At 63.4% G+C, this 21,165-nt stretch carries 24 protein-coding genes; 13 read left to right on the top strand and 11 right to left on the bottom strand.

The window, feature by feature from the left end:
• Positions 1-218 precede the first annotated feature (218 nt).
• Positions 219-647 (top strand): GNAT family N-acetyltransferase, encoded by a 429-nt coding sequence (locus NKJ13_RS22720; protein WP_352738347.1) that lies wholly within the window; start codon positions 219-221, stop codon positions 645-647.
• Between the two features lie 27 nt (positions 648-674).
• On the opposite strand, the gene zapE is transcribed toward NKJ13_RS22720, so the two are convergent.
• Complete coding sequence (gene zapE / locus NKJ13_RS22715; RefSeq protein ID WP_352738349.1) at positions 675-1,883, bottom strand: cell division protein ZapE; 1,209 nt, start codon at positions 1,881-1,883, stop codon at positions 675-677.
• Between the two features lie 144 nt (positions 1,884-2,027).
• Positions 2,028-2,567, bottom strand: a complete 540-nt coding sequence (locus NKJ13_RS22710; protein ID WP_352479663.1) for a protease inhibitor Inh/omp19 family protein — start codon at positions 2,565-2,567, stop codon at positions 2,028-2,030.
• Between the two features lie 313 nt (positions 2,568-2,880).
• Here NKJ13_RS22710 and NKJ13_RS22705 point away from each other — a divergent pair, with 313 nt between their 5' ends.
• From NKJ13_RS22705 to NKJ13_RS22670, 8 genes are all read left to right on the top strand, one after another.
• On the top strand, positions 2,881-3,891 hold the full coding sequence (locus NKJ13_RS22705) for an MBL fold metallo-hydrolase (protein WP_352691078.1): 1,011 nt from the start codon (positions 2,881-2,883) through the stop codon (positions 3,889-3,891).
• 71 nt (positions 3,892-3,962) lie between these two features.
• Positions 3,963-4,124 carry a DUF1328 family protein gene (locus NKJ13_RS22700; RefSeq protein ID WP_031195454.1) on the top strand — a complete coding sequence of 54 codons (162 nt, stop codon included), beginning with the start codon at positions 3,963-3,965 and terminating at the stop codon, positions 4,122-4,124.
• A gap of 74 nt (positions 4,125-4,198) precedes the next feature.
• A complete protein-coding gene (gene dapF / locus NKJ13_RS22695; protein WP_352649361.1) occupies positions 4,199-5,083 on the top strand; it encodes a diaminopimelate epimerase in 885 nt (294 codons plus the stop codon).
• Positions 5,083-6,384, top strand: a complete 1,302-nt coding sequence (gene mtaB / locus NKJ13_RS22690) for a tRNA (N(6)-L-threonylcarbamoyladenosine(37)-C(2))-methylthiotransferase MtaB (RefSeq protein ID WP_352738351.1) — start codon at positions 5,083-5,085, stop codon at positions 6,382-6,384. The genes dapF and mtaB overlap by 1 nt, the downstream gene beginning before the upstream one ends.
• An 11-nt stretch (positions 6,385-6,395) precedes the next feature.
• Positions 6,396-8,210, top strand: a complete 1,815-nt coding sequence (gene ftsY, locus NKJ13_RS22685; protein WP_352738353.1) for a signal recognition particle-docking protein FtsY — start codon at positions 6,396-6,398, stop codon at positions 8,208-8,210.
• A 60-nt stretch (positions 8,211-8,270) separates the two neighbouring features.
• On the top strand, positions 8,271-8,945 hold the full coding sequence (locus NKJ13_RS22680; protein ID WP_352507391.1) for a septation protein A: 675 nt from the start codon (positions 8,271-8,273) through the stop codon (positions 8,943-8,945).
• Positions 8,946-9,012: 67 nt separating this feature from the next.
• On the top strand, positions 9,013-9,633 hold the full coding sequence (locus NKJ13_RS22675) for a pyridoxamine 5'-phosphate oxidase family protein (protein ID WP_352479669.1): 621 nt from the start codon (positions 9,013-9,015) through the stop codon (positions 9,631-9,633).
• 33 nt (positions 9,634-9,666) lie between these two features.
• Positions 9,667-10,200, top strand: a complete 534-nt coding sequence (locus NKJ13_RS22670; RefSeq protein ID WP_352507335.1) for an NADPH-dependent FMN reductase — start codon at positions 9,667-9,669, stop codon at positions 10,198-10,200.
• 7 nt (positions 10,201-10,207) lie between these two features.
• Here NKJ13_RS22670 and NKJ13_RS22665 read toward each other — a convergent pair whose 3' ends face one another.
• Complete coding sequence (locus tag NKJ13_RS22665) at positions 10,208-10,417, bottom strand: tautomerase family protein (protein WP_352691081.1); 210 nt, start codon at positions 10,415-10,417, stop codon at positions 10,208-10,210.
• Positions 10,418-10,449: 32 nt separating this feature from the next.
• On the bottom strand, positions 10,450-11,367 hold the full coding sequence (locus NKJ13_RS22660) for an SMP-30/gluconolactonase/LRE family protein (protein WP_352507337.1): 918 nt from the start codon (positions 11,365-11,367) through the stop codon (positions 10,450-10,452).
• Positions 11,368-11,629: 262 nt separating this feature from the next.
• On the opposite strand from NKJ13_RS22660, the gene NKJ13_RS22655 reads away from it, so the two are divergent.
• Positions 11,630-11,797, top strand: coding sequence for a hypothetical protein (locus NKJ13_RS22655; protein WP_254817861.1), 168 nt, complete (start codon positions 11,630-11,632; stop codon positions 11,795-11,797).
• A gap of 34 nt (positions 11,798-11,831) precedes the next feature.
• Here NKJ13_RS22655 and NKJ13_RS22650 read toward each other — a convergent pair whose 3' ends face one another.
• The 4 genes from NKJ13_RS22650 to ccmA all read right to left on the bottom strand — a co-directional run bounded on the left by NKJ13_RS22650 (position 11,832) and on the right by ccmA (position 14,060).
• The gene (locus tag NKJ13_RS22650) at positions 11,832-12,407 is read right to left on the bottom strand and encodes a DsbE family thiol:disulfide interchange protein (protein ID WP_254817862.1); all 576 of its coding nucleotides are present in this window, start codon (positions 12,405-12,407) and stop codon (positions 11,832-11,834) included.
• A complete protein-coding gene (gene ccmD / locus NKJ13_RS22645; RefSeq protein ID WP_352479673.1) occupies positions 12,404-12,571 on the bottom strand; it encodes a heme exporter protein CcmD in 168 nt (55 codons plus the stop codon). Before ccmD ends, NKJ13_RS22650 begins: the two co-directional genes overlap by 4 nt.
• Positions 12,572-12,697: 126 nt before the next feature.
• Positions 12,698-13,363 (bottom strand): heme exporter protein CcmB, encoded by a 666-nt coding sequence (gene ccmB, locus NKJ13_RS22640; RefSeq protein WP_352507338.1) that lies wholly within the window; start codon positions 13,361-13,363, stop codon positions 12,698-12,700.
• Between the two features lie 88 nt (positions 13,364-13,451).
• Positions 13,452-14,060 (bottom strand): heme ABC exporter ATP-binding protein CcmA, encoded by a 609-nt coding sequence (gene ccmA / locus NKJ13_RS22635; protein WP_352507392.1) that lies wholly within the window; start codon positions 14,058-14,060, stop codon positions 13,452-13,454.
• A gap of 283 nt (positions 14,061-14,343) precedes the next feature.
• Here ccmA and acnA point away from each other — a divergent pair, with 283 nt between their 5' ends.
• Positions 14,344-17,034 (top strand): aconitate hydratase AcnA, encoded by a 2,691-nt coding sequence (acnA, locus tag NKJ13_RS22630; RefSeq protein ID WP_352507339.1) that lies wholly within the window; start codon positions 14,344-14,346, stop codon positions 17,032-17,034.
• Positions 17,035-17,074: 40 nt separating this feature from the next.
• On the opposite strand, the gene NKJ13_RS22625 is transcribed toward acnA, so the two are convergent.
• On the bottom strand, positions 17,075-17,746 hold the full coding sequence (locus tag NKJ13_RS22625) for a ceramidase domain-containing protein (RefSeq protein ID WP_352778364.1): 672 nt from the start codon (positions 17,744-17,746) through the stop codon (positions 17,075-17,077).
• A gap of 175 nt (positions 17,747-17,921) precedes the next feature.
• Between NKJ13_RS22625 and NKJ13_RS22620 the strand changes: the two genes are divergently transcribed.
• Together NKJ13_RS22620 and NKJ13_RS22615 are read left to right on the top strand one after the other, a co-directional pair.
• Entirely contained in the window at positions 17,922-18,671 is a 750-nt protein-coding gene (locus tag NKJ13_RS22620) for a DUF1223 domain-containing protein (RefSeq protein WP_352507393.1), read from the top strand.
• Positions 18,672-19,148: 477 nt separating this feature from the next.
• On the top strand, positions 19,149-19,535 hold the full coding sequence (locus NKJ13_RS22615) for a DUF2794 domain-containing protein (RefSeq protein WP_254817869.1): 387 nt from the start codon (positions 19,149-19,151) through the stop codon (positions 19,533-19,535).
• 4 nt (positions 19,536-19,539) lie between these two features.
• Here NKJ13_RS22615 and NKJ13_RS22610 read toward each other — a convergent pair whose 3' ends face one another.
• Positions 19,540-20,109 carry a GNAT family N-acetyltransferase gene (locus NKJ13_RS22610; RefSeq protein ID WP_352691082.1) on the bottom strand — a complete coding sequence of 190 codons (570 nt, stop codon included), beginning with the start codon at positions 20,107-20,109 and terminating at the stop codon, positions 19,540-19,542.
• A gap of 109 nt (positions 20,110-20,218) precedes the next feature.
• The gene (locus tag NKJ13_RS22605) at positions 20,219-20,998 is read right to left on the bottom strand and encodes a Bax inhibitor-1/YccA family protein (protein WP_352507341.1); all 780 of its coding nucleotides are present in this window, start codon (positions 20,996-20,998) and stop codon (positions 20,219-20,221) included.
• Positions 20,999-21,165: the final 167 nt, after the last annotated feature.

Here is a 21,165-nt window from a genome sequence, read left to right as displayed (position 1 = left end):
CCTTTGACTATGACGGCGCCCAAATCCTTGACGATTTGATGACGGCGTCGGAGGAAGAGGCCGGAATGCTGCGGAACCGCGAAATTCGCCGCACGCAATAGCCCCGGCCGCACAAAAATTCAAACGATTATTTTGCAGTGAATAATTTCAATCGGTTAGAAACAATGGGACTTACGTAAGCGTCAAAATTCTGAAGCCGGCTAGAGGAATTCTACACAATGGCATTGGAAATCAGAAGGCTGTTTCCTGGCGATGACGCCCTTGTGATGCGGGTTGCCGACGAAGTCTTCGACGAGCCGGTCAGGCCGGATCGGCTCTCCGCCTATCTCGCGGAGCCCGGTCATTTCATGGTCGTGGCCCTCGCCGACGGCATCGTCGTTGGCCAATGCGCAGCTGTCATCCACCGCCACCCGGACAAGGTGAGCGAGCTCTACATAGACGAGGTCGGCGTGGCGCCGGCCTTTCAACGCCAGGGCATTGCGACGAGGATGCTCGACGCCATGTTCGCACTCGGCTGCGAGCATGGCTGTGAGGAGGCGTGGGTCGGCACCGAGCCGGACAATGTTGCTGCTCGCGCACTTTACGAGTCGCGAAAAGAGCCGCGTGGGCCGGCGGAGGGGTTCGTCATGTATATTTATCGGTTATAGGCGCCGGCAGCAGCGGCCTCTTCTGTACTACCCCTCACGCCTGGCCTGCCGTGCCTCGGTCGATGATCCCTGCGCCCTCTGCCTCTCCGCCCAGTTCTCCAGCCAGTCGTGGCTCTGCATCTCGATCAGCCGCGATGCGGTGCGCTCGAACTCGAAGACTTCGTTGCCGCGCTTGGCCGTATAGAGCTGCGCCGGCGGTGCCGCGGCGCTCATCACCAGCCGTACATGATGATCGTAGAGCGTATCGACCAGCAGGATGAAGCGCTTGGCTTCGTTGCGCTTGCCTTCGCCGAGCACCGGCACCCGGTCGACGACGATGGTCGAGAAACGACGGGCAATGGCAAGATAGTCGCGGGCCCCGAGCGGCCTCTCGCAGAGATCGGTGAAGGAAAACCGCGCCGCCTCGCCGGCAGTACGCGGCACCACGACGTGTCGGCCCTTAACCGTCAGCATCGTCTCGGCCGTCGGCCTGCCATGCGTCATCACCGCCCACAGCTCGTCGAGCGCATGGTCGGCGGCGGCATCGGCCGGGGTGATATAGACCGGCATGCGGCTGAGCTTGTCTAGGCGGTAATCCTTGTCGGCATCCAGCGCCAGCACGTGCGCGTGGCGCTCCAGGATAGCGACAAACGGCAAAAACAACTGACGGTTCAGGCCGTCGCGGTAGAGATCCTGCGGCGCGACATTGGAGGTGGCGACCAGCACCACGCCATTGGCAAACAACGCCGAAAACAACCTGGACAGGATCATCGCATCGGCGATGTCGGTGACCGAAAATTCGTCGAAGCACAGCACCCAGGCTTCCTCGGCAAGCGCGCGCGCCACCGGCGGGATCGGGTCGTCCTCCTTGACCGTACCCTCTTTACGCGCCTGCCGGTGCTTGTGGATGCGGTCCTGCACGTCGGCCATGAAATCGTTGAAATGCACGCGGCGCTTGCGCCGCACCGGCAACAGCTCGAAGAACATGTCCATCAGCATGGTCTTGCCGCGGCCGACGCCGCCATGGACATAGAGGCCCTTGACCGCCTCGTGCCCCTCGCGCTTGCGGGCGAACAACCACCCCAGCGCGCTTGATTTATGCGCCAGCCGCTTTGCCGATATCTCGTCGATCAGCCGGTCGAGCGCAGCGGCGATCCGCTCCTGCGCCGGATCGCGCCCGATGGCGCCCGTCTCGACCAGATGGTCATAGCGCTGCTTGACGGTCGCATGGGTCTGGAGGCCGTCACGCAGATGCATCGGTCACGTCGTTCCGGAGCAATTCCAAGAAAAGTGTGTAGCGGTTTTCTGTCCGGAATTGCGTAAAAAACAAAAGAGAGCAATTCCAGGAAAAGTATGTAGCGGTTTTCCGTCCGGAATTGCGTACCAATGGGGGCCGTTCTCTTACCTTGTAAGCGAGATCGGCAGGCCGTTGGAAGTCTGGCCGTCGAATTTCTCGCCGCCCGAGGAATAAAGCCGTGCCAGCGTGCCGCCATTCTCGTCATAGAGCGTCAGTTGCTTGCCGGCGACGTTCCAGGATTTGATGCCGTCGATCGGCGCCGGGCAATGCAGCGGTCCGGCGCGGTAGCCCGACCCGAATTTGGTCTGCGGCGTCGCCACCTGACAGCTCTGGCCGGACACGCTTGCTTTCCACACACCAGCGACGCTAGAGGCGGTCAGGTCGGCCGCACCGGCCGGCGCCGTCCCGTCGGGCGGCAGCGAGGCGACCTGCGTGTTCTGCGGCGCAGTCGGAAATTTCGACGGGTCGGCGGCGCCGGGTGTCGCCGGTGGCGGCAACTGGTTTGCAGTCACCTTGCCGGCAGGCGCAGCTTCCAGCGGCGCCGGCTGCTGCTCGTCCATCGATGAGAACCGCGAGGTCGAACAGCCGCTCGCAACGAGCGCGGCCAGCGATACGGCCAGCAGGCCGGTTTTCGAAAATTTCATTCTTCAACCTCCGTCGGATCGAGCTGGGGAAGCCGTCCGCGCAATGTCCCCCTCACCAAGATGGAGAAGGTGGCGAAATTTCAACCCGATATGGTTAAAATACGGTTTGCGCCGCTAATGTTGCAAATTTGTCGCAAAATGCACATTGCCTGAATTGCGTCGCGCCTTGGCCTTTGGCCGGCCTCTCCGGTTGATGCGATACGGCGCGCTGGCGTCAAATCCTTGGCGTTTCCTTGGCGTTCACCTCAATGCTTGTGCGGGCCGGCTCCGGCATTATCTCTTGGCGATCAGCAAACTGCAGGAAGCCGATTTCTTGGCCGCGAGAAAGAGAGCCGCCAACCGCTATTACAGCGGGCCGCCCAGCGATCATTTCGACGGCACCTTGTTCTTCAATCCCGGCGGACGGCCGCCGGGTCGCTTTGCCGATCTGTTGAAGTGGCAACTGAGCCGCGAGCGCTCGAAATGGCCGACGGCGGATCCGAGCCCGTTTCCGCCGGCAAGACCGGTCGAGCGCATCGATGGTTCTGCGCTGCGCCTCACCATGGTCGGTCATTCCTCGCTGCTCGTCCAGACAGCAGGCCTGAACATCCTGACCGATCCGGTCTGGTCGCGGCGTGTCTCGCCGCTCTCCTTCGCCGGGCCGAAACGCGTCAATCCGCCGGGCATCGCCTTTTCGCATTTGCCGCCGATCGACCTCGTGCTGGTCAGCCACAACCATTACGACCATCTCGACCTCGCCACGCTGAAGCGCCTGAAGGCAAAACACGACCCGCTGCTGCTGACGCCGCTTGGCAATGACACAATCATCGGCGCCGCCGTGCCCGGTATGCGGCTTTCCGCGCATGACTGGGGCGACCGGGTCGATATCGGCGATGGCGTCGCCGTCCATGTCGAGCCGGTGCATCACTGGTCGGCCCGCGGTACTCGCGACCGGCGCATGGCGCTATGGGCGGGTTTCGTCGTCGAGACGCCCGACGCAAAGATCTATTTCGCCGGCGACACCGGCTTCCACGGCGGCATCAATTACCGGCTGATGGCGCAAAAGCACGGCGGCTTCCGCCTCGCCATCCTGCCGATCGGCGCCTACGAGCCGCGCTGGTTCATGGCGCCTCATCACCAGGATCCGGAAGAGGCGGTGCAAGGCATGCTTTTGTGCAACGCCGCCTATGCCGCCGGCTGTCACTGGGGCACGTTCCGGCTCACCAACGAGCCGATCGAGGAGCCGCCCAGAAAGCTCGGTGAAGCGCTCGATGCTGCCGGCCTGCCGCGGCAACGTTTTCGCGCCTTGCGGCCGGGCGAAGTCTGGGACGTGCCGGAGGTTTAGCGCGGCGGAACCTGAGGCATCACATAGACGTTTGTAGGTTGTTCAAACCTGTCGGTTGCGAGGTGCCTCTTATGATCAGGTGGATTATCATTCTTTTGATTATCGCGGCCGCGGCGAGCCTGCTCGGCATGCCGGCACTGGCCGGAGCCGCCGCCACCGGCGCGCGCATCCTCATCGGCATCGTGCTGATCATCTTCCTGCTGATCGTGCTTGGCGTCTTCGCGGTGACGTGAAAATCACGCCGCGCTGGTAATTTCTGCCGCTATCCGCCATATAGGCGCCAAACCGGCAAGAGACCTTTCGATCGATGGCAAGCGCGGCCCCTTTCGCCAAGATGAACGGCATCGGCAACGAAATCATCGTTGCCGATATGCGTGGCCGTGCCGATCGCGTGACGTCTGCGGCAGCCGTCGCGCTCAATGCCGACACGTCGACCCGGTTCGACCAGATCATGGCGATCCACGACGCCAGGACGCCGGGCACCGCCTTTTTCATCGATATCTTGAATTCCGACGGGACCAGCGCGCAAGCTTGCGGCAACGGCATGCGCTGTGTCGTCCAGGCGCTCGCCGCCGAGACCGGCCAGAAGACATTTGCCTTTGAAACAGTCGCCGGCATCCTAAACGCCGAGGAACATGCCGACGGAATGATCTCGGTCGACATGGGCAGGCCGCGCTTTGGCTGGCAGGACATCCCGCTGGCCGAGGAATTCCGTGACACCCGCATGATCGAGCTGCAGATCGGCCCGATCGATGCCCCGGTGCTGCATTCGCCGTCGGTCGTCTCGATGGGCAATCCGCACGCTATCTTCTGGGTCGACCGCGACGTCTGGTCCTACGAGCTCGAGCGCTTCGGCCCGCTGCTCGAAAACCACCCGATCTTCCCCGAGCGCGCCAACATCACCATCGCGCAGGTGACTTCGCCGGAGACCATGATCATCCGCACCTGGGAGCGCGGCGCCGGCCTGACCAGGGCCTGCGGCTCGGCCGCTTGCGCCGCCGTGGTCGCCGCGGCCCGCACCCGGCGCACCGGCCGCAGCGTCACGCTGATGACGCCCGGCGGCGGCTCGCTGCATGTTCTGTGGCGCGACGACGACCACGTCATCCTCACCGGTGCCGCCGAATGGGAATTTTCCGGCAGCTTCGATCCGGCGACCGGGGCCTGGGCGCGCGACACCGAAAGCGCCGCCTGATGGCTCCTCTTGGCAACAAGGGCATCGAGGTCGTCACCTTCGGTTGCCGGCTGAACACCTATGAATCCGAGGTGATGCGGCGTGAAGCCGAAAGTGCGGGCCTCGGCGGCCTCGAAGGCGGCGCCATTATCTTCAACACCTGCGCCGTCACCGGCGAGGCTGTACGCCAGGCCAAGCAGTCGATCAGAAAAGCCCGCCGTGAGAACCCGGCCGCCCGCATCATCGTCACCGGCTGCGCCGCGCAGACCGGTCCGCAGGGTTTCGTCGCCATGCACGAGGTCGACCTCGTCCTCGGCAATGAGGAAAAACTGAAGGCGCATTCCTATCGCGCGCTGCCGGATTTCGGCGTCAACGACACCGAAAAGGCGCGCGTCAACGATATTTTTTCGGTACGCGAGACGGCCGCCCACATGGTCGACGCCATCGAGGGCCGGGCACGCGCTTTCGTCCAGGTGCAGAACGGCTGCGACCACCGCTGCACCTTCTGCATCATTCCCTACGGTCGCGGCAATTCGCGCTCGGTGCCGATGGGCGCCGTGGTCGAGCAGGTCAAGCGACTCGTCGGCAATGGTTATGCCGAGATCGTGCTGACCGGCGTCGACATGACCAGTTTCGGCGCCGACCTGCCTGGCGCACCGAAGCTCGGCAAATTGGTCAAGACCATCCTGAGGCAGGCGCCCGACATGAAACGCCTGCGGCTTTCCTCCATCGATTCGATCGAGGCCGACGACGATCTGCTGGACGCCATCGCCACCGAGCCGAGGCTGATGCCGCATCTGCATCTGTCGCTGCAATCGGGTGACGACATGATCCTGAAGCGGATGAAGCGCCGGCACAGCCGCGACCAGTCGATCCGCTTTTGCGAGGATGTGCGCAAACTGCGCCCCGGTATCGTTTTCGGCGCAGACATCATCGCCGGCTTCCCGACCGAGACGGACGCAATGTTCGAAAACTCGCTGGAGATCGTCGAGGAATGCGGCCTGACGCATCTTCATGTCTTCCCGTTTTCGCCGCGCGAAGGCACGCCCGCCGCGCGCATGCCGCAGCTCCGCCGCGACGTCGTCAAGCAACGCGCGGCACGCCTGCGCACCGCCGGCGAGGCCGCCTATCGCCGCCATCTTGCCTCGCTCGCCGGCACACGCCAGTCGATCCTGGTCGAGCGTGACGGCCTTGGCCGCACCGAGGGGTTTACGCTGGCAGTGTTGTCGGCGGGCGCGCCGGGCGACATCGTCGAGGCTGATATCGCCGGCCATGACGGTATCAGACTGATCGCCGCGCCGCTTGCCGCCCGCGGCGTCTGAGAGCGCAAGACATGGCTGGTTTTTTCAAGAAGATATTTTCGTTCGGCAAGAAGGAAGTGGTCGAGGGGCGGCCCGACGAGACCGCACCGCTGCCGCCGATCAAATGGGACGAACTGGAGGCGCTGAAGCCGGCCGCCGAGCAGACCGTTCCGGAGTTTTTGAAACGCGAAGAGCCTCGCTCCGAGACCGAAGCCGTACCGCCGGTCGAGGCGGAAGCGCCCGCGCCGCAGCCGGCGCCTGTTGAAGAGGCCGAGCCCGAGCCTGCGCCGACCCTTCCGCCCGAGCAGGACACCCAGCCAGAACCCGCTCCGGAGCCAGAGGCGCCTGCCGAACAGGCGGCGTCAGACGCCGCTCCCGTCGTTCCCGAGCCAGCCCCGGAGCCAGAGCCGGAGGAAATTCCTGAGCCAGAGCCGACGCAGCCAGAAATCGTCCAGACTGAGCCTCCGCCATCCGAACGTGGCGCTGCCCCTCATCCGCCTGCAGGCACCTTCTCCCCTTATAGTGACGGGGAGAAGGGTGCTGATCGTCACGCCGAGCCTCGTTTTGAAAGCGGCAAAGAAAAAGCTCCGGCGCTGACGCCCCCCTCTCCCCGTCCCTTACGGGGGTCCGAAGGACGGGCGAGACAAGCGGCTCGCCCCGGAACGGGTAGGGGTGAGGGGCAGCGCCAACCTGCGCAAGACGCGGCACCCGCTGCCGAAATCACGCCAGCGCCGCCGCCGGCCGAAATCCCGCCGCCGATCCGCCAGCCAGCGCCCGTCGAGACGAAGCCGCCGCTCGCCGAGATCGCGCCCGAGCCGGAGGCCGTCCCGCAACCATCGCCGGAGCCAAAGCCCGCCTCCGGCAAAGTCACCGTAACCAAGAAGGTCGAGCAGAAAGCCGAGCCGCAGAAGGCGCCCGAACCGGCGCCGAGGCGCTCCTGGTTCCAGCGCATGCGAGACGGGCTTGCGCGCTCCTCCCGGGAGTTGTCGGGCAACATCGCCGGCGTCTTCACCAAGCGGAAACTCGACGAGGACACGCTGCAGGACCTGGAGGACGTGCTGATCCGCGCCGATCTCGGCATGGAGACGGCTTTGCGCGTAACCGATGCACTCTCCGCCAGCCGCTACGGCAAAGACGTCTCCGATACCGAAGTCCGCGCCATCATGGCGGCCGAGGTGGAGAAGGTGCTGTCCCATGTCGCCATGCCGCTGGAACTCGACCTCAGCCATAAGCCGCATGTCATCCTGGTGGTCGGCGTCAACGGCACCGGGAAAACAACGACTATCGGCAAGCTCGCCGCAAAGCTCACCGATGGCGGCCTTTCGGTGATGCTCGCCGCCGGCGATACTTTCCGCGCAGCCGCGATCGAGCAGCTGAAGATCTGGGGCGAGCGCACCAACTCGCCAGTCATTGCCTCGAAGCTCGGCGCCGACGCCGCTGGCCTCGCCTATGACGCATTCGAGCGGGCGAAGGAGGCCGGCTCCGACGTGCTGATCATCGACACCGCCGGGCGGCTGCAGAACAAGACCGAACTGATGGCGGAACTGGAAAAGATCGTCCGCGTGCTGGGCAAGCTCGATCCGGAAGCGCCGCACACGGTGCTGCAGACGGTCGATGCCACCACCGGCCAGAACGCGCTCAACCAGGTCGAGATCTTCCGCAATGTCGCCGGCGTCAACGGCCTGGTGATGACCAAGCTGGACGGCACGGCGCGCGGCGGTATTCTGGTGGCGATCGCGGCGAAGCATAAATTGCCGGTCTATTTCATCGGCGTCGGCGAACAGGTCGACGACCTCGAACCCTTTTCCGCAAGCGAATTCGCCAGGGCGATCGCTGGCGTGGCTTGACGAGCATGATCCCAATAAGGTGCAGGCTTTTTGGATTGAATCATGCGTAAGAAGGACCTTATGAGCCCACCCATTCTCGAACGCGACCCATCCGACCCGCAAAAGCAGAAGAAGGAAGCCGTCAATCCGCTGCTCAAGCTGGTACTGGAGCTTGGCCCGCTGATGGTATTCTTCTTCGCCAATGCGCGCGGCGCATGGCTGGTGCAGAAATTCCCGGCGCTGGGCGAGTTCGGCGGACCGATCTTCGTCGCCACCGGCCTGTTCATGGCCGCGACCGCGGTCGCGCTGATCGCTTCCTGGCTGCTGACCCGTACCTTGCCGATCATGCCGATGGTGTCGGGCGTCGTCGTCTTCATCTTCGGTGCGCTGACGCTCTACCTGCAGGACGATATCTTCATCAAGATGAAGCCGACCATCGTCAACACGCTGTTCGGCGGCGTGCTGCTCGGCGGCCTGTTCTTCGGCAAATCGCTGCTCGGCTATGTCTTCGAATCGGCCTTCAATCTCGACGCCGAGGGTTGGCGCAAGCTCACCTTCCGCTGGGGCCTGTTCTTCCTGTTCCTAGCCCTTGTCAACGAAGCGGTCTGGCGGAATTTTTCCACCGATACATGGGTTACCTTCAAGGTCTGGGGCATCATGCCGATCACGCTTCTGTTCACCTTCAGCCAGATGCCGCTGATCCTGCGCCATTCGCTCGAGGACAAGACCGAGAAAGCGGGAAAGGCCGGCAAGTAGCAACTCCAGGAAAAGGTCTGTGCAGCGGTTTCCCCTGGGAATTGCGTCAGAATAGGAGGGGACGTGGATGGAATTCATCATCACGCGCGACGAGCTGAGGACGATCTACAAGACGCCTCGGCCGACCGACGGCTCGATTCGCAAGGAATTGAAGACATTGGACGGCCACTGCCGTTCCTTCATCGGCAAGAGCCCGTTCGTGCTGATCGGCTCGTCCGACGGCGCCGGCAATGCCGATGTGACGCCCAAGGGCGACAGGCCGGGCTTTGTGGCAGTGCTCGACGAGAAGACCATCGCCATCCCCGACCGGCCGGGCAACAACCGGCTCGACACGCTGGAGAACATCCTTCTCAATCCCTCGGTCGGGCTGCTCTTCCTCATTCCCGGCATGAACGAGACGCTGCGTGTCAACGGCGATGCCCGCATCACCGTCGATGCGGCATTGCGCGAGCGGCTGGCGGTCGACGGCAAGGCACCGCAAAGCGTCGTCGTGGTGACGGTCAAGGCTGCCTACATGCATTGTGCCAAGGCCTTCATGCGCTCCGAACTGTGGAAGCCCGAAACCTGGTACGACCGTGCGACGCTGCCGACGCTCGGCCAGATCCTGCGCGACCAGCTGGCGCTTGCCGAAACGGCGGAGGCCACCGACCGCTGGCTTGACGAGGATTACAAGCAGACCATGTGGTAGCGTGCCCGGCAACGAATCGCCGAGCCGGTCCCTTTGCTGAACATTCTCGCCATTTCCGGCAGCCTGCGCGCCGCCTCGACCAATTCGGCCCTGGTCGCGGCCCTCACGCAAAACGCGCCGCCGGACTGTCACATCTCCGTCTATGACGGGCTTGGTCGGCTGCCGATCTTCAACCCCGACGACGAAGGCGAGCGGACGCCGCCGCAAGCAGCGGCGCTGATCGATGCGGTCACCGCCGCTGACGGCGTCATCGTCTCCTGCCCGGAATACGCACACGGCGTGCCAGGCGGCCTGAAGAACGCGCTCGACTGGCTGGTGTCGCGCGATGCCGCCGTCGGCAAGCCAGCCATGCTGGTGCATGCTTCGCCGCGCTCGCTGTTTGCCCGCGCCGCACTGGTCGAGGTCATGCGGACAATGTCTTTCGCGCTCTATGACGAAGCAGCGCTCGAAATCGCGCTGCTCGGCAAGAGGCGGCCGGAGGTTGAGAAAATCCTGGCGGAACCGGAAAACCGGCTGGCGATGCGCGGCGCCGTTTCGGATTTCGCCGAGTTCATCCGCGCTGGCTGAGCGGCGCTCAACCCTTGCCTCTCCGCGTCTCGACGTCGGTTTCGCCGACGAACCAGTCGCGTGCAGCGACCTCCTCGAAGACCACCCAGACATCGTTGTTGGTCAGGCCGGTGACGGCGGTGATAGCCGCTGTCACCTGGGCGGCGATCGCGGCCTTTTTGCCGGCCGGGTCATCGGCAATCACCTCCTTGACCAGGCGGATGTTCACGAACGGCATGGTTCCCTCCCTTGGATATGCTTGGCATCCGCTCAGTAGGTTTTGGCGCCGTTGACCATAAGCCGGACCATGTAGAGCGAGGTCGTGCCGGCGATGTAGAGGCAGTTCAGCTTGTTGCCGCCGAACACGCAATTGGCAACGACTTCCGGTACCTTGACCTTGCCGATCAGCGTCCCGTCTGGATCGTAGCAGTGGATGCCGTCGGCGGCGCTGGTCCAGATGCGGCCGTCCGCATCCAGCCTGAAACCGTCGAACAGGCCGGCGGTGCAGTCGGCAAAGACCTTTCCGCCTGAGACCGTCTTGCCGCCCTGGCCGACATTGAACACCCGGATGTGCGCCGGGTTTTGCGCACCATGCGTACGGCCGGTATCCGCTACATAGAGCTTGCTCTCGTCGAGCGAGAAGGCGAGCCCGTTGGGCCTGACCATGTCGGTGATCACCGCCTCGGTCTCGCCGGTGCCGGGATCGACCCGATAGACATGGCAGGCGCCGATCTCGCTTTCGGCCTTGTCGCCCTCGTAATCGGTATCGATGCCGTAGCTCGGATCGGTGAACCAGATCGAGCCATCGGACTTGACCACCGCGTCATTGGGCGAGTTCAGCCGCTTGCCGCGCCATTTGTCGGTGATGGTGATGACCGAGCCGTCATGCTCGGTCCGGCTGACACGGCGGCCGGAATGCTCGCAAGTAACCAGCCGGCCTTGCCGGTCGACGGTGTTGCCGTTGGAATTGCCCGACGGCTGACGGAACACGCTGACACTGCCGTCGGTCTCGTCGTAACGCAGCATGCGATTGTTCGGGATGTCGGACCATACCACATAGCGCCCGGCTGCAAACCAGGCCGGTCCTTCCGCCCATCGGCAGCCGGTAAACAGCCTGTCGACCTGTGCATTGCCGTTGAACAGCCGCGAAAAGCGCGGATCGAGAACTTCGTAGAATTCGCTGGCCATGGTTCCTCCCGGTAGCAGTCGCTTGGCGAGGCGCGATCAAGCCAGCCCACGCTCGATATAGCAAGATCGATGATGCGTCAGAAGCCTTATGGAAGCGAATGCTGGTGCGGACGGCAGGTCACATCCGGTTAACCGGCTATGCGCCCAGCGCAATGGTGCATTGCAACATCTTATTTTTGCAACGCACCATAACTATGTCATGCTTCGTATCGATCAAGGGAGGAACAACTGGCCGCAAATGCGGCGCAAAAGGAGACTCGCTATGATCATCGACAGCCTCATGAGCCGCGCTCGCGCCAGCATCGCCAAGCGCCGGCATTACAACCGCCTCGTCGCCGAAATCGACAGCTTCACCAGCCGCGACCTCGCCGACATGCGCGCCGATCGCTCAGAAATGCTCTACCAGGTCCACAAGCAGATCTACGGCTGAGTCTTCCGTCGACCTTTGATGAAACGGCGGGCAATCAGCCCGGCACGGCCAGCGCCTTCTCGATCTCCGGCAGCAGCAGCGTCTGCGCCGAGTCCGGCGTCAGCGGCCCGACATGCTTGTAGGCGATCTTGCCATCCTTGCCGATGACGAAGGTCTCCGGCACACCGTAGACACCCCAGTCGATCGCCGTGCGCCCGGCCTGGTCGACGCCGATCGCCTGGAACGGATTGCCGAGATCGCCAAGGAACCGACGGGCGTTTTCCGGCTGGTCCTTGTAGTTCAACGCTGCCATGACGAAGCGTCTGTCCTGCGACAGCGCCAGCAGCACCGGGTGCTCTTCGCGGCACGGCGCGCACCACGACGCGAAGACGTTGACCAGCGTCACCTTGCCGGCGAACTGTTTTGAATCGAGGCCCGGCAAATTGGTGCCCTCGAGCGCCGGCAGGTTGGTCTGCGGCGCCGGCAGGCCGATCAGCGCCGACGGCACTTCCGACACGTCGCGCCCGGACAAGAGCTGCGCCAGGAACAATCCCGCCAGCCCGAGAAAGACCAGCAGCGGCAGCAGCACGATCAGGCGGCGGCGCGCCGGTGTTTCCGTTTCCGTGCTCATGGCTTGACTGCCCTATCGGAGCGCCGGCGCACGCCGGATGCTTCCAGCTCGGCGAGTTCTCGCTTGCGGCCGCGCTGGTCCAGCAGGATCCAGCCGATCAGCCCGCCCAGCACCACGGCCGTGATCGCATAGGCGGCGGTGACATAAAGCGCGTGTACGCTCATGCTTCTCGCTCCGCGGCGCTTTCCAAACGGTCCGTCTCGCCTTGTTCCGACATGTCCTCTCTTAACGCCGCGCCATCGGCTCCGCAATTGTTCGCCGCGCCGCAGGGATGAGCTGAAGCCAACACATCAATCCGTTCCGTGCCGCAGCGCCAGCGCCGCCGCCACCGGCCCGAGCACGGCAAGGAACAGGGTCAGCGCGGCAAGAATGAGGAAGGGCTGCAGGAACGGATCGGGGTCCGCTACCGCGCCATAGCTTGCCGATACGCCGAAGATCAGCACGGGAATGGTCAGCGGCAGCACCAGCACCGAGATCAGCAGCCCGCCCCGCGGCAACGCTACCGCCACCGCAGCACCGGCGGCACCGATGAAGGTAATCGCCGGCGTGCCGACCAGCAGCGTCAGCGCCGTGGCGCCGATGCCGGCCGGCTCCATGTTCATGAACAGGCCGAGCAGGGGCGCGGCGACGACCAGCGGCAGCACGCTTCCCGCCCAATGCGCCAGGCATTTCGTCAGCACGGTCAAGGCCAGCATTTGCCGGTCGTTGCCAAGCACCAGAAGATCGAGAGAGCCGTCTTCCCGATCAGCCTGGAACAGCCGGTCGAGGCCGAGCAGGCAGGCAAGCAAGGCGGCAATCCACAGGATCGCCGGGCCGATGCGGGCCAGCAGCCTCAGGTCGGGACCGACGCCGAACGGGATGGTCGTGATGACGGCGAGAAAGAAAATCACTCCAGTCAGCGCTCCGCCGCCGGCGCGGATGCTCAGGCGGATGTCGCGCAGGAAGAGGGACCACATTATGGTTTGGTCCTGATGCAGGCGTGAAGGCCAAGCAAAGGATGGAGTTCCGTCGCAGGACAGAGGGGGGCGCCGTAGAGCACCAACATCAAACGGCCTCGCCCATCACCAGCCCTTGTGCCCGCTCGATCCCCAGCGGCAAATGCGTCGCCGCGACCACGATCCCCCCACTCTCGAGGTGCTTCTCCATCAATTCGCCGACTCTCTCCTCCGAAACCTTGTCCAGTCCTGCGGTCGGCTCATCAAGCAGCCACAATGGCCGATGGCTGACCAGCAGTTTTGCAATCGCCGCGCGCCGGCGCTGGCCGGTCGAGAGATAGCCGAACGGCAGATGGCCGATGCGGCCCAGGCCGACGGTTTCCAGCGCCTCTTCGACACCCGCAGAGCCCGCGCCCGAAAAATCGCGCCAAAAGCACAGATTCTCCTTGACGCTCAGCGCCGTCTTCATCGCGTTGAGGTGGCCGAGATAGTGACAGGCCGAGGCGACCGACGGGAAGTCTTCGCCACCACCTTCGAACCGCACACGGCCTGCCGCCACCGGCAACAGACCGGCGACGATCCTGAGCAGCGTCGATTTGCCGGCGCCGTTCGCCCCGGTGACGACCAGCGCCTGGCCATCCCCCAGCGCGAATTCGATGCCGGAAAATACCGTCTCGCCGCCGCGTTCGCCGCCCAGATTTTCGGCGATCAGCCGCATCCGTTCCCCTTCGCCGAAAAGTTCAAGTGCGGCTTCGGTGCGCCGCAGCAAAAATGGCGATTCCGTGTCTAGAACTATTCCAGAAAATTCTCTATATCCGCATCATCCGTGCCAGCGGTCGGCACGGGAACCGAATTTGCGCCGAACCAGCGCGCGTGCCGCCTTGAACGGCCCGGACGCTTGGGAACGGACAGCGGAAATGGCCGTACCCGCACCTTTGCGCGTGATTTGCATGCCCACTGGCGTCCGTTCCCTCCCGGCAACCGACAGTTAGGGATCGCACGTGTCCAAATCACTCGACAGCTTCAATTGCCGCCGCACGCTGACCGCCAGCGGCACCGAGTACATCTACTATGACCTTGTCGAGGCCGAAAAGAACGGCCTCACAGGCATTGCCCAATTGCCCTATTCGATGAAGGTGCTGCTGGAGAACCTGTTGCGCAACGAGGACGGCCGTTCCGTTACCAAGGAGAGCATCCAGGCGGTCGCCGGCTGGCTGACCGACCGGGGCACTGCCGGCGTCGAGATCGCCTATCGCCCGGCCCGCGTTCTGATGCAGGATTTCACCGGCGTTCCGGCTGTGGTCGACCTTGCCGCCATGCGCGACGCCATGGCCTCGCTCGGCGGCGACCCGCAAAAGATCAATCCGCTGGTGCCGGTCGATCTGGTCATCGACCATTCGGTCATCGTCGATGAATTCGGTACGCCGCTGGCTTTCGCCCGCAATGTCGAGCTTGAATATGAGCGCAACGAGGAACGCTACAAATTCCTGAAATGGGGCCAGCAGGCGTTCCGCAATTTCCGCGTGGTGCCGCCCGGCACCGGCATCTGCCATCAGGTCAATCTCGAGTACCTCGGCCAGGTGGTGTGGACCAACAGCGAAGACGGCGAGACCACCGCCTATCCCGACACCTGCGTCGGCACCGATTCGCACACCACCATGATCAACGGTCTTGGCGTGCTCGGCTGGGGCGTCGGCGGCATCGAGGCGGAGGCCGCGATGCTCGGCCAGCCGGTTTCCATGCTGCTGCCGGAAGTCATCGGCTTTCGCCTCACGGGCAGGCTGAGGGAAGGCGTCACCGCCACCGACCTGGTGCTCACAGTCACCCAGATGCTGCGCAAGAAGGGCGTCGTCGGCAAGTTCGTCGAATTCTTCGGTCCGGGCCTGTCCAACATGACGCTGGCCGATCGCGCCACCATTGGCAACATGGCGCCGGAATATGGTGCAACCTGCGGCTTCTTCCCGGTCGACAGCGAAACCCTCCGCTATCTCACCATGTCCGGTCGCGACGAAGGCCGCATCGCCCTGGTCGAGGCTTATTCGAAGGCGCAAGGCTTGTGGCGCGATGCCGGCTCGGCCGATCCGGTCTTCACCGACCTGCTGGAGCTCGATCTCGGCAGCGTCGTCCCGTCGATGGCCGGCCCCAAGCGGCCGGAAGGCCGGGTCGCACTTGAAGACATTCCGGCTGGCTTCGCCAAGGCGATGGAGACCGAATACAAGAAGGCCGCCGAAATCGACAAGCGCTATGCCGTCGAGGGGACGGACTACGATCTTGGCCATGGCGATGTCGTCATCGCCGCCATCACCTCCTGCACCAACACCTCGAACCCGAGCGTGCTGATCGGCGCCGGGCTGTTGGCGCGCAACGCCAACCGGCTCGGCCTCAAGCAGAAGCCGTGGGTCAAGACCTCATTGGCGCCGGGCAGCCAGGTCGTGGCCGAATATCTCGAGAAATCCGGCCTGCAGAAGGAGCTCGACCAGATCGGCTTCAACCTGGTCGGCTTCGGCTGCACCACCTGCATCGGCAATTCCGGCCCGCTGCCGGCGCCGATCTCTAAGACTATCAATGATAAGGGCTTGATCGCTGCGGCAGTCTTGTCCGGCAACCGCAATTTCGAAGGCCGCGTCTCGCCCGACGTGCAGGCGAACTATCTCGCCTCGCCGCCACTGGTCGTCGCCCACGCGCTGGCTGGGACCGTGACCAAGGATCTGACCACCGAGCCGCTCGGCGAGGATCGCAACGGCAATCCGGTCTATCTCAAGGATATCTGGCCGAGTTCGGTCGAGATCCAGGAATTCATCGAGAAGAACGTCACACGCGAATTGTTCGCCCGCAAATATGCCGACGTCTTCAAGGGCGACGAGTACTGGCAGAACGTCAAGGCGCCGGAAGGCCAGACCTATGCCTGGGACGACAATTCCACCTATGTGCAGAACCCGCCCTATTTCGCCGGCATGACGTCAGGCTTCGGCAAGATCGGCGATATCAAGGGCGCGCGTGTGCTCGGTCTGTTCGGCGACAAGATCACCACCGACCACATTTCGCCGGCCGGTTCGATCAAGGCGGCCTCCCCGGCCGGCAAGTACCTCACCGACCACGGCGTCGGCGTCGCCGATTTCAACCAGTACGGCACGCGCCGCGGCAATCATGAGGTAATGATGCGCGGCACCTTCGCCAACATCCGCATCCGCAACCACATGCTGGGCGAGAACGGCCGCGAGGGCGGCTACACCATCCATTACCCGTCGAAAGAAGAGGAATCGATCTACGACGCCGCCATGCGCTACAAGAAGGAAGGCGTGCCGCTGGTCATCTTCGCCGGCGTCGAATATGGCAACGGCTCGTCGCGCGACTGGGCGGCCAAGGGCACCAATTTGCTGGGCGTTCGCGCCGTCATCGCCCAGTCCTTCGAGCGCATCCACCGCTCCAATCTTGTCGGTATGGGCGTCATCCCCTTCGTCTTCGAGGAAGGCACCTCATGGGCCTCGCTCAACCTCAAGGGCGACGAACTGGTTGAGATCGACGGACTGGGCAACATCAAGCCGCGGCAGAAGATGACCGCCAGAATCACCTACGGCGACGGCAGCGTCAAAGAGGTTCCGATCATCTGCCGCATCGATACGCTAGACGAGCTCGACTACTTCAAGAATGGCGGCATCCTGCAATACGTGCTGCGCGATCTGGCAGCATAGAGAGAGGAGTAGGGCAGTAAGGGAGTAGGGAACGCTTCCCCTATTCCCCTATTCCCGGCTTTCCAAACCGCGCTGTCGCCGCCAGCAGCACACCGAGCATCAGCCCGTTGAGGATGTGCCACAGGAAGTGCGTGCCGAGCGGGAAGCTGCCGCAGACCAGCGGATCGATCATCCGGCAGACGACCGATACGACGAAGATCGCCGAGCCCGCCAGATTGTACCAGCCGGCACGGTTGCCGCTCGCCGCCACCAAGCCGCCGAAGAAGGCGAGCGCCAGGAAGGGCGGCAGATAGCCGGTCGTGCCGTTCGACGCCTCGCGCAGCCAGTCCGGCACGGCAAAGGTCACCAGCCCGGCGACGGCATAGAAGGCGACGAAGATGGCGATCGCCTTGCCCCATTTCATGCCGAGAAAACGCCGCAGGTTGAACAGCGTGTAGGCCAGCGTGAACCCGGCGATTGGCAGCACGTCGGCCCAGACCGTGCCACGGTTGGCAAAGGTGTGGAACAGCGACGAGCCGACGCCAATCGCCACCACCCACCAGGCCAGCACTTCGGCGAAGATGCCGGTGCCGCGCCTGCGCACCTGCCAGACACCCCACAGCCCGGCGGCAAAAAAAGCCAGATTGCTCAGCGCATTGAGCGGTTCGGCCCAGAGTTCCGGCCCGGTCCGCTCGCAGTACAGGTCGACCGGCGCCAGGAGAGATTGCCACATGCTGATTGCCGCCCGAATCGCTTCCATCGTGTAGTGCAAGTCCACCTATTGCGCCCTTGCCAGCGGTTGCAACGGCAAAATTTCACCGCAACGTGACTTCCCGTTGACTGACGCTTCTGCCACATATTTCGACAACCAGAACAAAGCCGGCGTCACCGGCGGGATCGGAACGGCCATGCCATCTCGAAGACCATTGCGGCTTGCGGCCCTTGCGCTGGCCCTCTCGGCGTTTGCCGGCGGGGCCCTTGCCGAGCCAACCGACAAGCCATTAGGCGTCGTCGAGCTCTTCACCAGCCAGGGATGCAACTCCTGTCCGCCGGCCGACGAATTCTTCGCCGAGCTCGCCGCCAAGGAGGACATCGTCGCGCTCGCCTATCATGTCGATTATTGGGATTACCTCGGCTGGCAGGACACGCTGAGCCGCAAGGAAAATACCGAGCGGCAATATGAGTATATGCGCGCCTTCGGCAGCCGTTCCGTCTACACCCCGCAAGCCGTCATAAACGGCCGCAGCCATGTCAACGGCGCCAGCCGCAAGGAAGTCGACGGCGCGCTGGCCCGCATGGAGAGGGTCGGCGAAGGCATGCGCGTCGGCATCAAAGTCAGCCGGACCAGCGATCGCGTCATGATCGATGCCGGCGACGCCGTGACCGGCCCCGCCGACGCGCATGTCGTCATCGTCTATTTCAACCCGCCACAGACGATAAAGATCGGCAAGGGCGAAAACAGCGGCCGCAGCATGACCTACTGGAACGCCGTCACCAGCATCCAGACCGCCGGCATGTGGCACGGCAAGGCGCAGCGCTACGAACTGCCGATGAGCGAGATCGCCAAGAAGGGCGGCTGCGCCGTGCTGCTGCAGTCAGTTGGCAAGGACGGCATGCCCGGTCCGATCCTGGGTGCAGCCTTTATCCGCAAGCCTTAAATAGAGCGCTCCCCTTCTTCCCTGTGGGAGAAGAGGATAACCGCGCTCAAGCCTCCGACGACAGCCTGTCTGGAGGGATCGCACCGCCACGGCTCCGGCCAATAAAAAACCGGCGTCAGCTTGCTTCTGACGCCGGTCATTTAGGTTTTGGGATCGTCGCACCCGATCTTTCCAAGGAAAAACCGAGGTTGGTTCGATCCGACGCAGACCCGTGGGCGGGGGGCTTGGGGTTTACGAGCCGGTGCCGGACCGAACCGTCTCAGGCAACACCGGTAAATTCGTCGGACATTGGGGCATGAGCACGGATAAAAAAAGGCAGGATTGTGGCGAAGCATCACCAATTCCAACAGGCGTTTCGCAAACGTGACTGGACGCTGCAGAAACCGCACGACGCTGCCCTTGCTCGGCCGGGCCTTGCAATTCGGCAACGAAAGCGCCAACTTTGGTCGGCGTACGATTCATTGCGAGGATCCAGGCATGACTGATCGCAGCAGCGGGATGGAGGATGGGGACGCATCCGCAATACTGATCCCGCTGCATGAGGCAAGACGCGAACGCCTCGACCAGCCGGTGCAGTTCGACCGGCGCGAACTGGACCAGATCCTCAGACTCTACGGCCGTATGGTTGCCGCCAATGAGTGGCGCGACTATGCCATCGACCATCTCGCCGACCGCGCCGTTTTTTCTGTCTTCCGCCGCACCAGCGAAGTGCCGCTTTTCCAGATCGTCAAGGATCCGAAGCTGGCGCGCCGGCAAGGCGCGTTCGCCGTCATCGCCGCCGGCGGGCGCATCCTCAAGCGCGGCCAGGAGCTCGGCCGGGTGCTTGGCGTGTTCGACCGAACGCTGAAGCTGGTCGAAGCGTAACCTCTTATTTTTGTTCGCGGAACTTCCGCTCGGGCAGTGACTGCGGATCGGGCGGGATCGACGCCCCGCCATTGATCGGCAACTGCATGAACACCGTGTCGAGCCAGCGTCCGTGCTTATACCCTGAGCCTTCCAGGCGGCCGGAATGACGAAAGCCGAGCTTCTCGTGCAACCGTACCGAGGCGCTATCGGGCCGGCCGTCGCCGATCACCGCGATAATCTGGCGAAAACCTGCCGCCTTGGCCGCTTCGATCAGCCCTTGCATCAAGAGCAGCCCGACGCCTTGCCCTTTGGCCTCGGGCGCGACATAGACGGAATCCTCAACGACGAAGCGGTAGGCCGGGCGCGGCCGGAACGCCCCGGCATAGGCATAGCCGAGCACGCTGCCGGCCTTTTCCGCAACCAGATAAGGAAAGCCGCCCGCCATCAGGTTGTCGAAGCGCGCGCCCATCTCGGTGCGGCTTGGTGGCTCGAGTTCATAGCTGGCAGTGCCATTCGTCACCGCGTCGGCATAGATTTCCGTGATCCGGTCGAGATCGGCCGACGTCGCGGCCCGCAAGGTGATGCTGCTCATAATTTAGGCACGTCGTTCATCTGCCCCATATCACAGCAAAAGCCGGCACAAAAGAAAAGGGCGGCCATTGGGCCGCCCTTTCCACACTCCTGGTCCAGGAAAACCGTATTTAGCGACGGTCGCCCATGAACTGCAGCAGGAACATGAACAGGTTGACGAAATCGAGATAGAGCCTCAATGCGCCCATGATCGCCTTGCGGCCGGCGACATCAGTCTCGTCACCCTCGAAATACATCTCCTTGATGTTCTGCGTGTCGTAGGCGGTGAGGCCTGCGAAGATCAGCACGCCGATCGCCGAAACGGCAAAGGAAAGCGCCGACGACTGCAGGAAGATGTTGATCACCATCGCGATGATCAGGCCGACCAGGCCCATGACCAGGAACGACCCGAACGCCGAGAGATCGCGCTTGGTCGTGTAGCCGTAGAGGGACAGCCCGCCAAAGGCGGCGGCGGTGGCGAAGAAGGTCTGCGAGATACTGGCGGTGGTGTAGACCAGGAAGATCGACGACAGCGACAGGCCGACGAGGCCGGCATAGACCCAGAACGTCGTCTGTGCGGCCGAAACGCTCATCGACTGGACGCGGAACGACAGGAACATCACCGCTGCCAGCGGGGCAAAGATCACCAGCCATTTCAGCGGCGAGCCGAAGATCGCGTAGCCGAACGAGGTCAGCATCTCGCCGCTTGGCAACGTCGCGACCGCCGAGGCGGGATCGCTGGTCGTGGCCAGCATGATTGTGCCGACCGCGGCAAGGCCGGTGATGAGGAGGCCAAGCCCCATCAGATTGTAGACCTTGATCATGTAGGCCCGCAGGCCCTGGTCGATGGCAGCATCGACGCCGGCGCCGGGCACGGCGCGCGTCTGATAATTGCGAACGGGATCAGCCATGGAAATCCTCATATTGCTTCTGCCCCGTCCGGTGTCAGGTCCATTTGAACCCAGGCGCCGCTGGCGGGGCTCCAGCATGCCTGCGCCGAAATATGATGGTTCTTGGTGTAAAGGACAAGACCGTAACCAAACGTAATGCTCCGTGAAGTGCCAGAGATCCGGTTTTA

It is taken from the genome of Mesorhizobium sp. M0174 (genome assembly GCF_040322275.1).
GTDB lineage: Bacteria > Pseudomonadota > Alphaproteobacteria > Rhizobiales > Rhizobiaceae > Mesorhizobium.
The sequence above is the reverse complement of the archived record's forward strand: the minus strand, read 5'-3'. Positions and strand labels throughout refer to the sequence as shown.

Coding starts and splice junctions, on each gene's coding strand:
- ccmD (WP_352479673.1), bottom strand. CDS start 12,571: ATGAGCGTACACGCGCTTTATGTCACCGCCGCCTATGCGATCACGGCC.
- dapF (WP_352649361.1), top strand. CDS start 4,199: ATGGCAAGCGCGGCCCCTTTCGCCAAGATGAACGGCATCGGCAACGAA.
- NKJ13_RS22675 (WP_352479669.1), top strand. CDS start 9,013: ATGGAATTCATCATCACGCGCGACGAGCTGAGGACGATCTACAAGACG.
- NKJ13_RS22660 (WP_352507337.1), bottom strand. CDS start 11,367: ATGGCCAGCGAATTCTACGAAGTTCTCGATCCGCGCTTTTCGCGGCTG.
- NKJ13_RS22655 (WP_254817861.1), top strand. CDS start 11,630: ATGATCATCGACAGCCTCATGAGCCGCGCTCGCGCCAGCATCGCCAAG.
- NKJ13_RS22615 (WP_254817869.1), top strand. CDS start 19,149: ATGACTGATCGCAGCAGCGGGATGGAGGATGGGGACGCATCCGCAATA.
- NKJ13_RS22650 (WP_254817862.1), bottom strand. CDS start 12,407: ATGAGCACGGAAACGGAAACACCGGCGCGCCGCCGCCTGATCGTGCTG.
- ccmB (WP_352507338.1), bottom strand. CDS start 13,363: ATGTGGTCCCTCTTCCTGCGCGACATCCGCCTGAGCATCCGCGCCGGC.
- NKJ13_RS22710 (WP_352479663.1), bottom strand. CDS start 2,567: ATGAAATTTTCGAAAACCGGCCTGCTGGCCGTATCGCTGGCCGCGCTC.
- ccmA (WP_352507392.1), bottom strand. CDS start 14,060: ATGCGGCTGATCGCCGAAAATCTGGGCGGCGAACGCGGCGGCGAGACG.
- mtaB (WP_352738351.1), top strand. CDS start 5,083: ATGGCTCCTCTTGGCAACAAGGGCATCGAGGTCGTCACCTTCGGTTGC.
- NKJ13_RS22625 (WP_352778364.1), bottom strand. CDS start 17,746: ATGTGGCAATCTCTCCTGGCGCCGGTCGACCTGTACTGCGAGCGGACC.
- NKJ13_RS22700 (WP_031195454.1), top strand. CDS start 3,963: ATGATCAGGTGGATTATCATTCTTTTGATTATCGCGGCCGCGGCGAGC.
- zapE (WP_352738349.1), bottom strand. CDS start 1,883: ATGCATCTGCGTGACGGCCTCCAGACCCATGCGACCGTCAAGCAGCGC.
- NKJ13_RS22610 (WP_352691082.1), bottom strand. CDS start 20,109: ATGAGCAGCATCACCTTGCGGGCCGCGACGTCGGCCGATCTCGACCGG.
- NKJ13_RS22605 (WP_352507341.1), bottom strand. CDS start 20,998: ATGGCTGATCCCGTTCGCAATTATCAGACGCGCGCCGTGCCCGGCGCC.
- ftsY (WP_352738353.1), top strand. CDS start 6,396: ATGGCTGGTTTTTTCAAGAAGATATTTTCGTTCGGCAAGAAGGAAGTG.
- NKJ13_RS22680 (WP_352507391.1), top strand. CDS start 8,271: ATGAGCCCACCCATTCTCGAACGCGACCCATCCGACCCGCAAAAGCAG.
- NKJ13_RS22665 (WP_352691081.1), bottom strand. CDS start 10,417: ATGCCGTTCGTGAACATCCGCCTGGTCAAGGAGGTGATTGCCGATGAC.
- NKJ13_RS22620 (WP_352507393.1), top strand. CDS start 17,922: ATGCCATCTCGAAGACCATTGCGGCTTGCGGCCCTTGCGCTGGCCCTC.
- NKJ13_RS22720 (WP_352738347.1), top strand. CDS start 219: ATGGCATTGGAAATCAGAAGGCTGTTTCCTGGCGATGACGCCCTTGTG.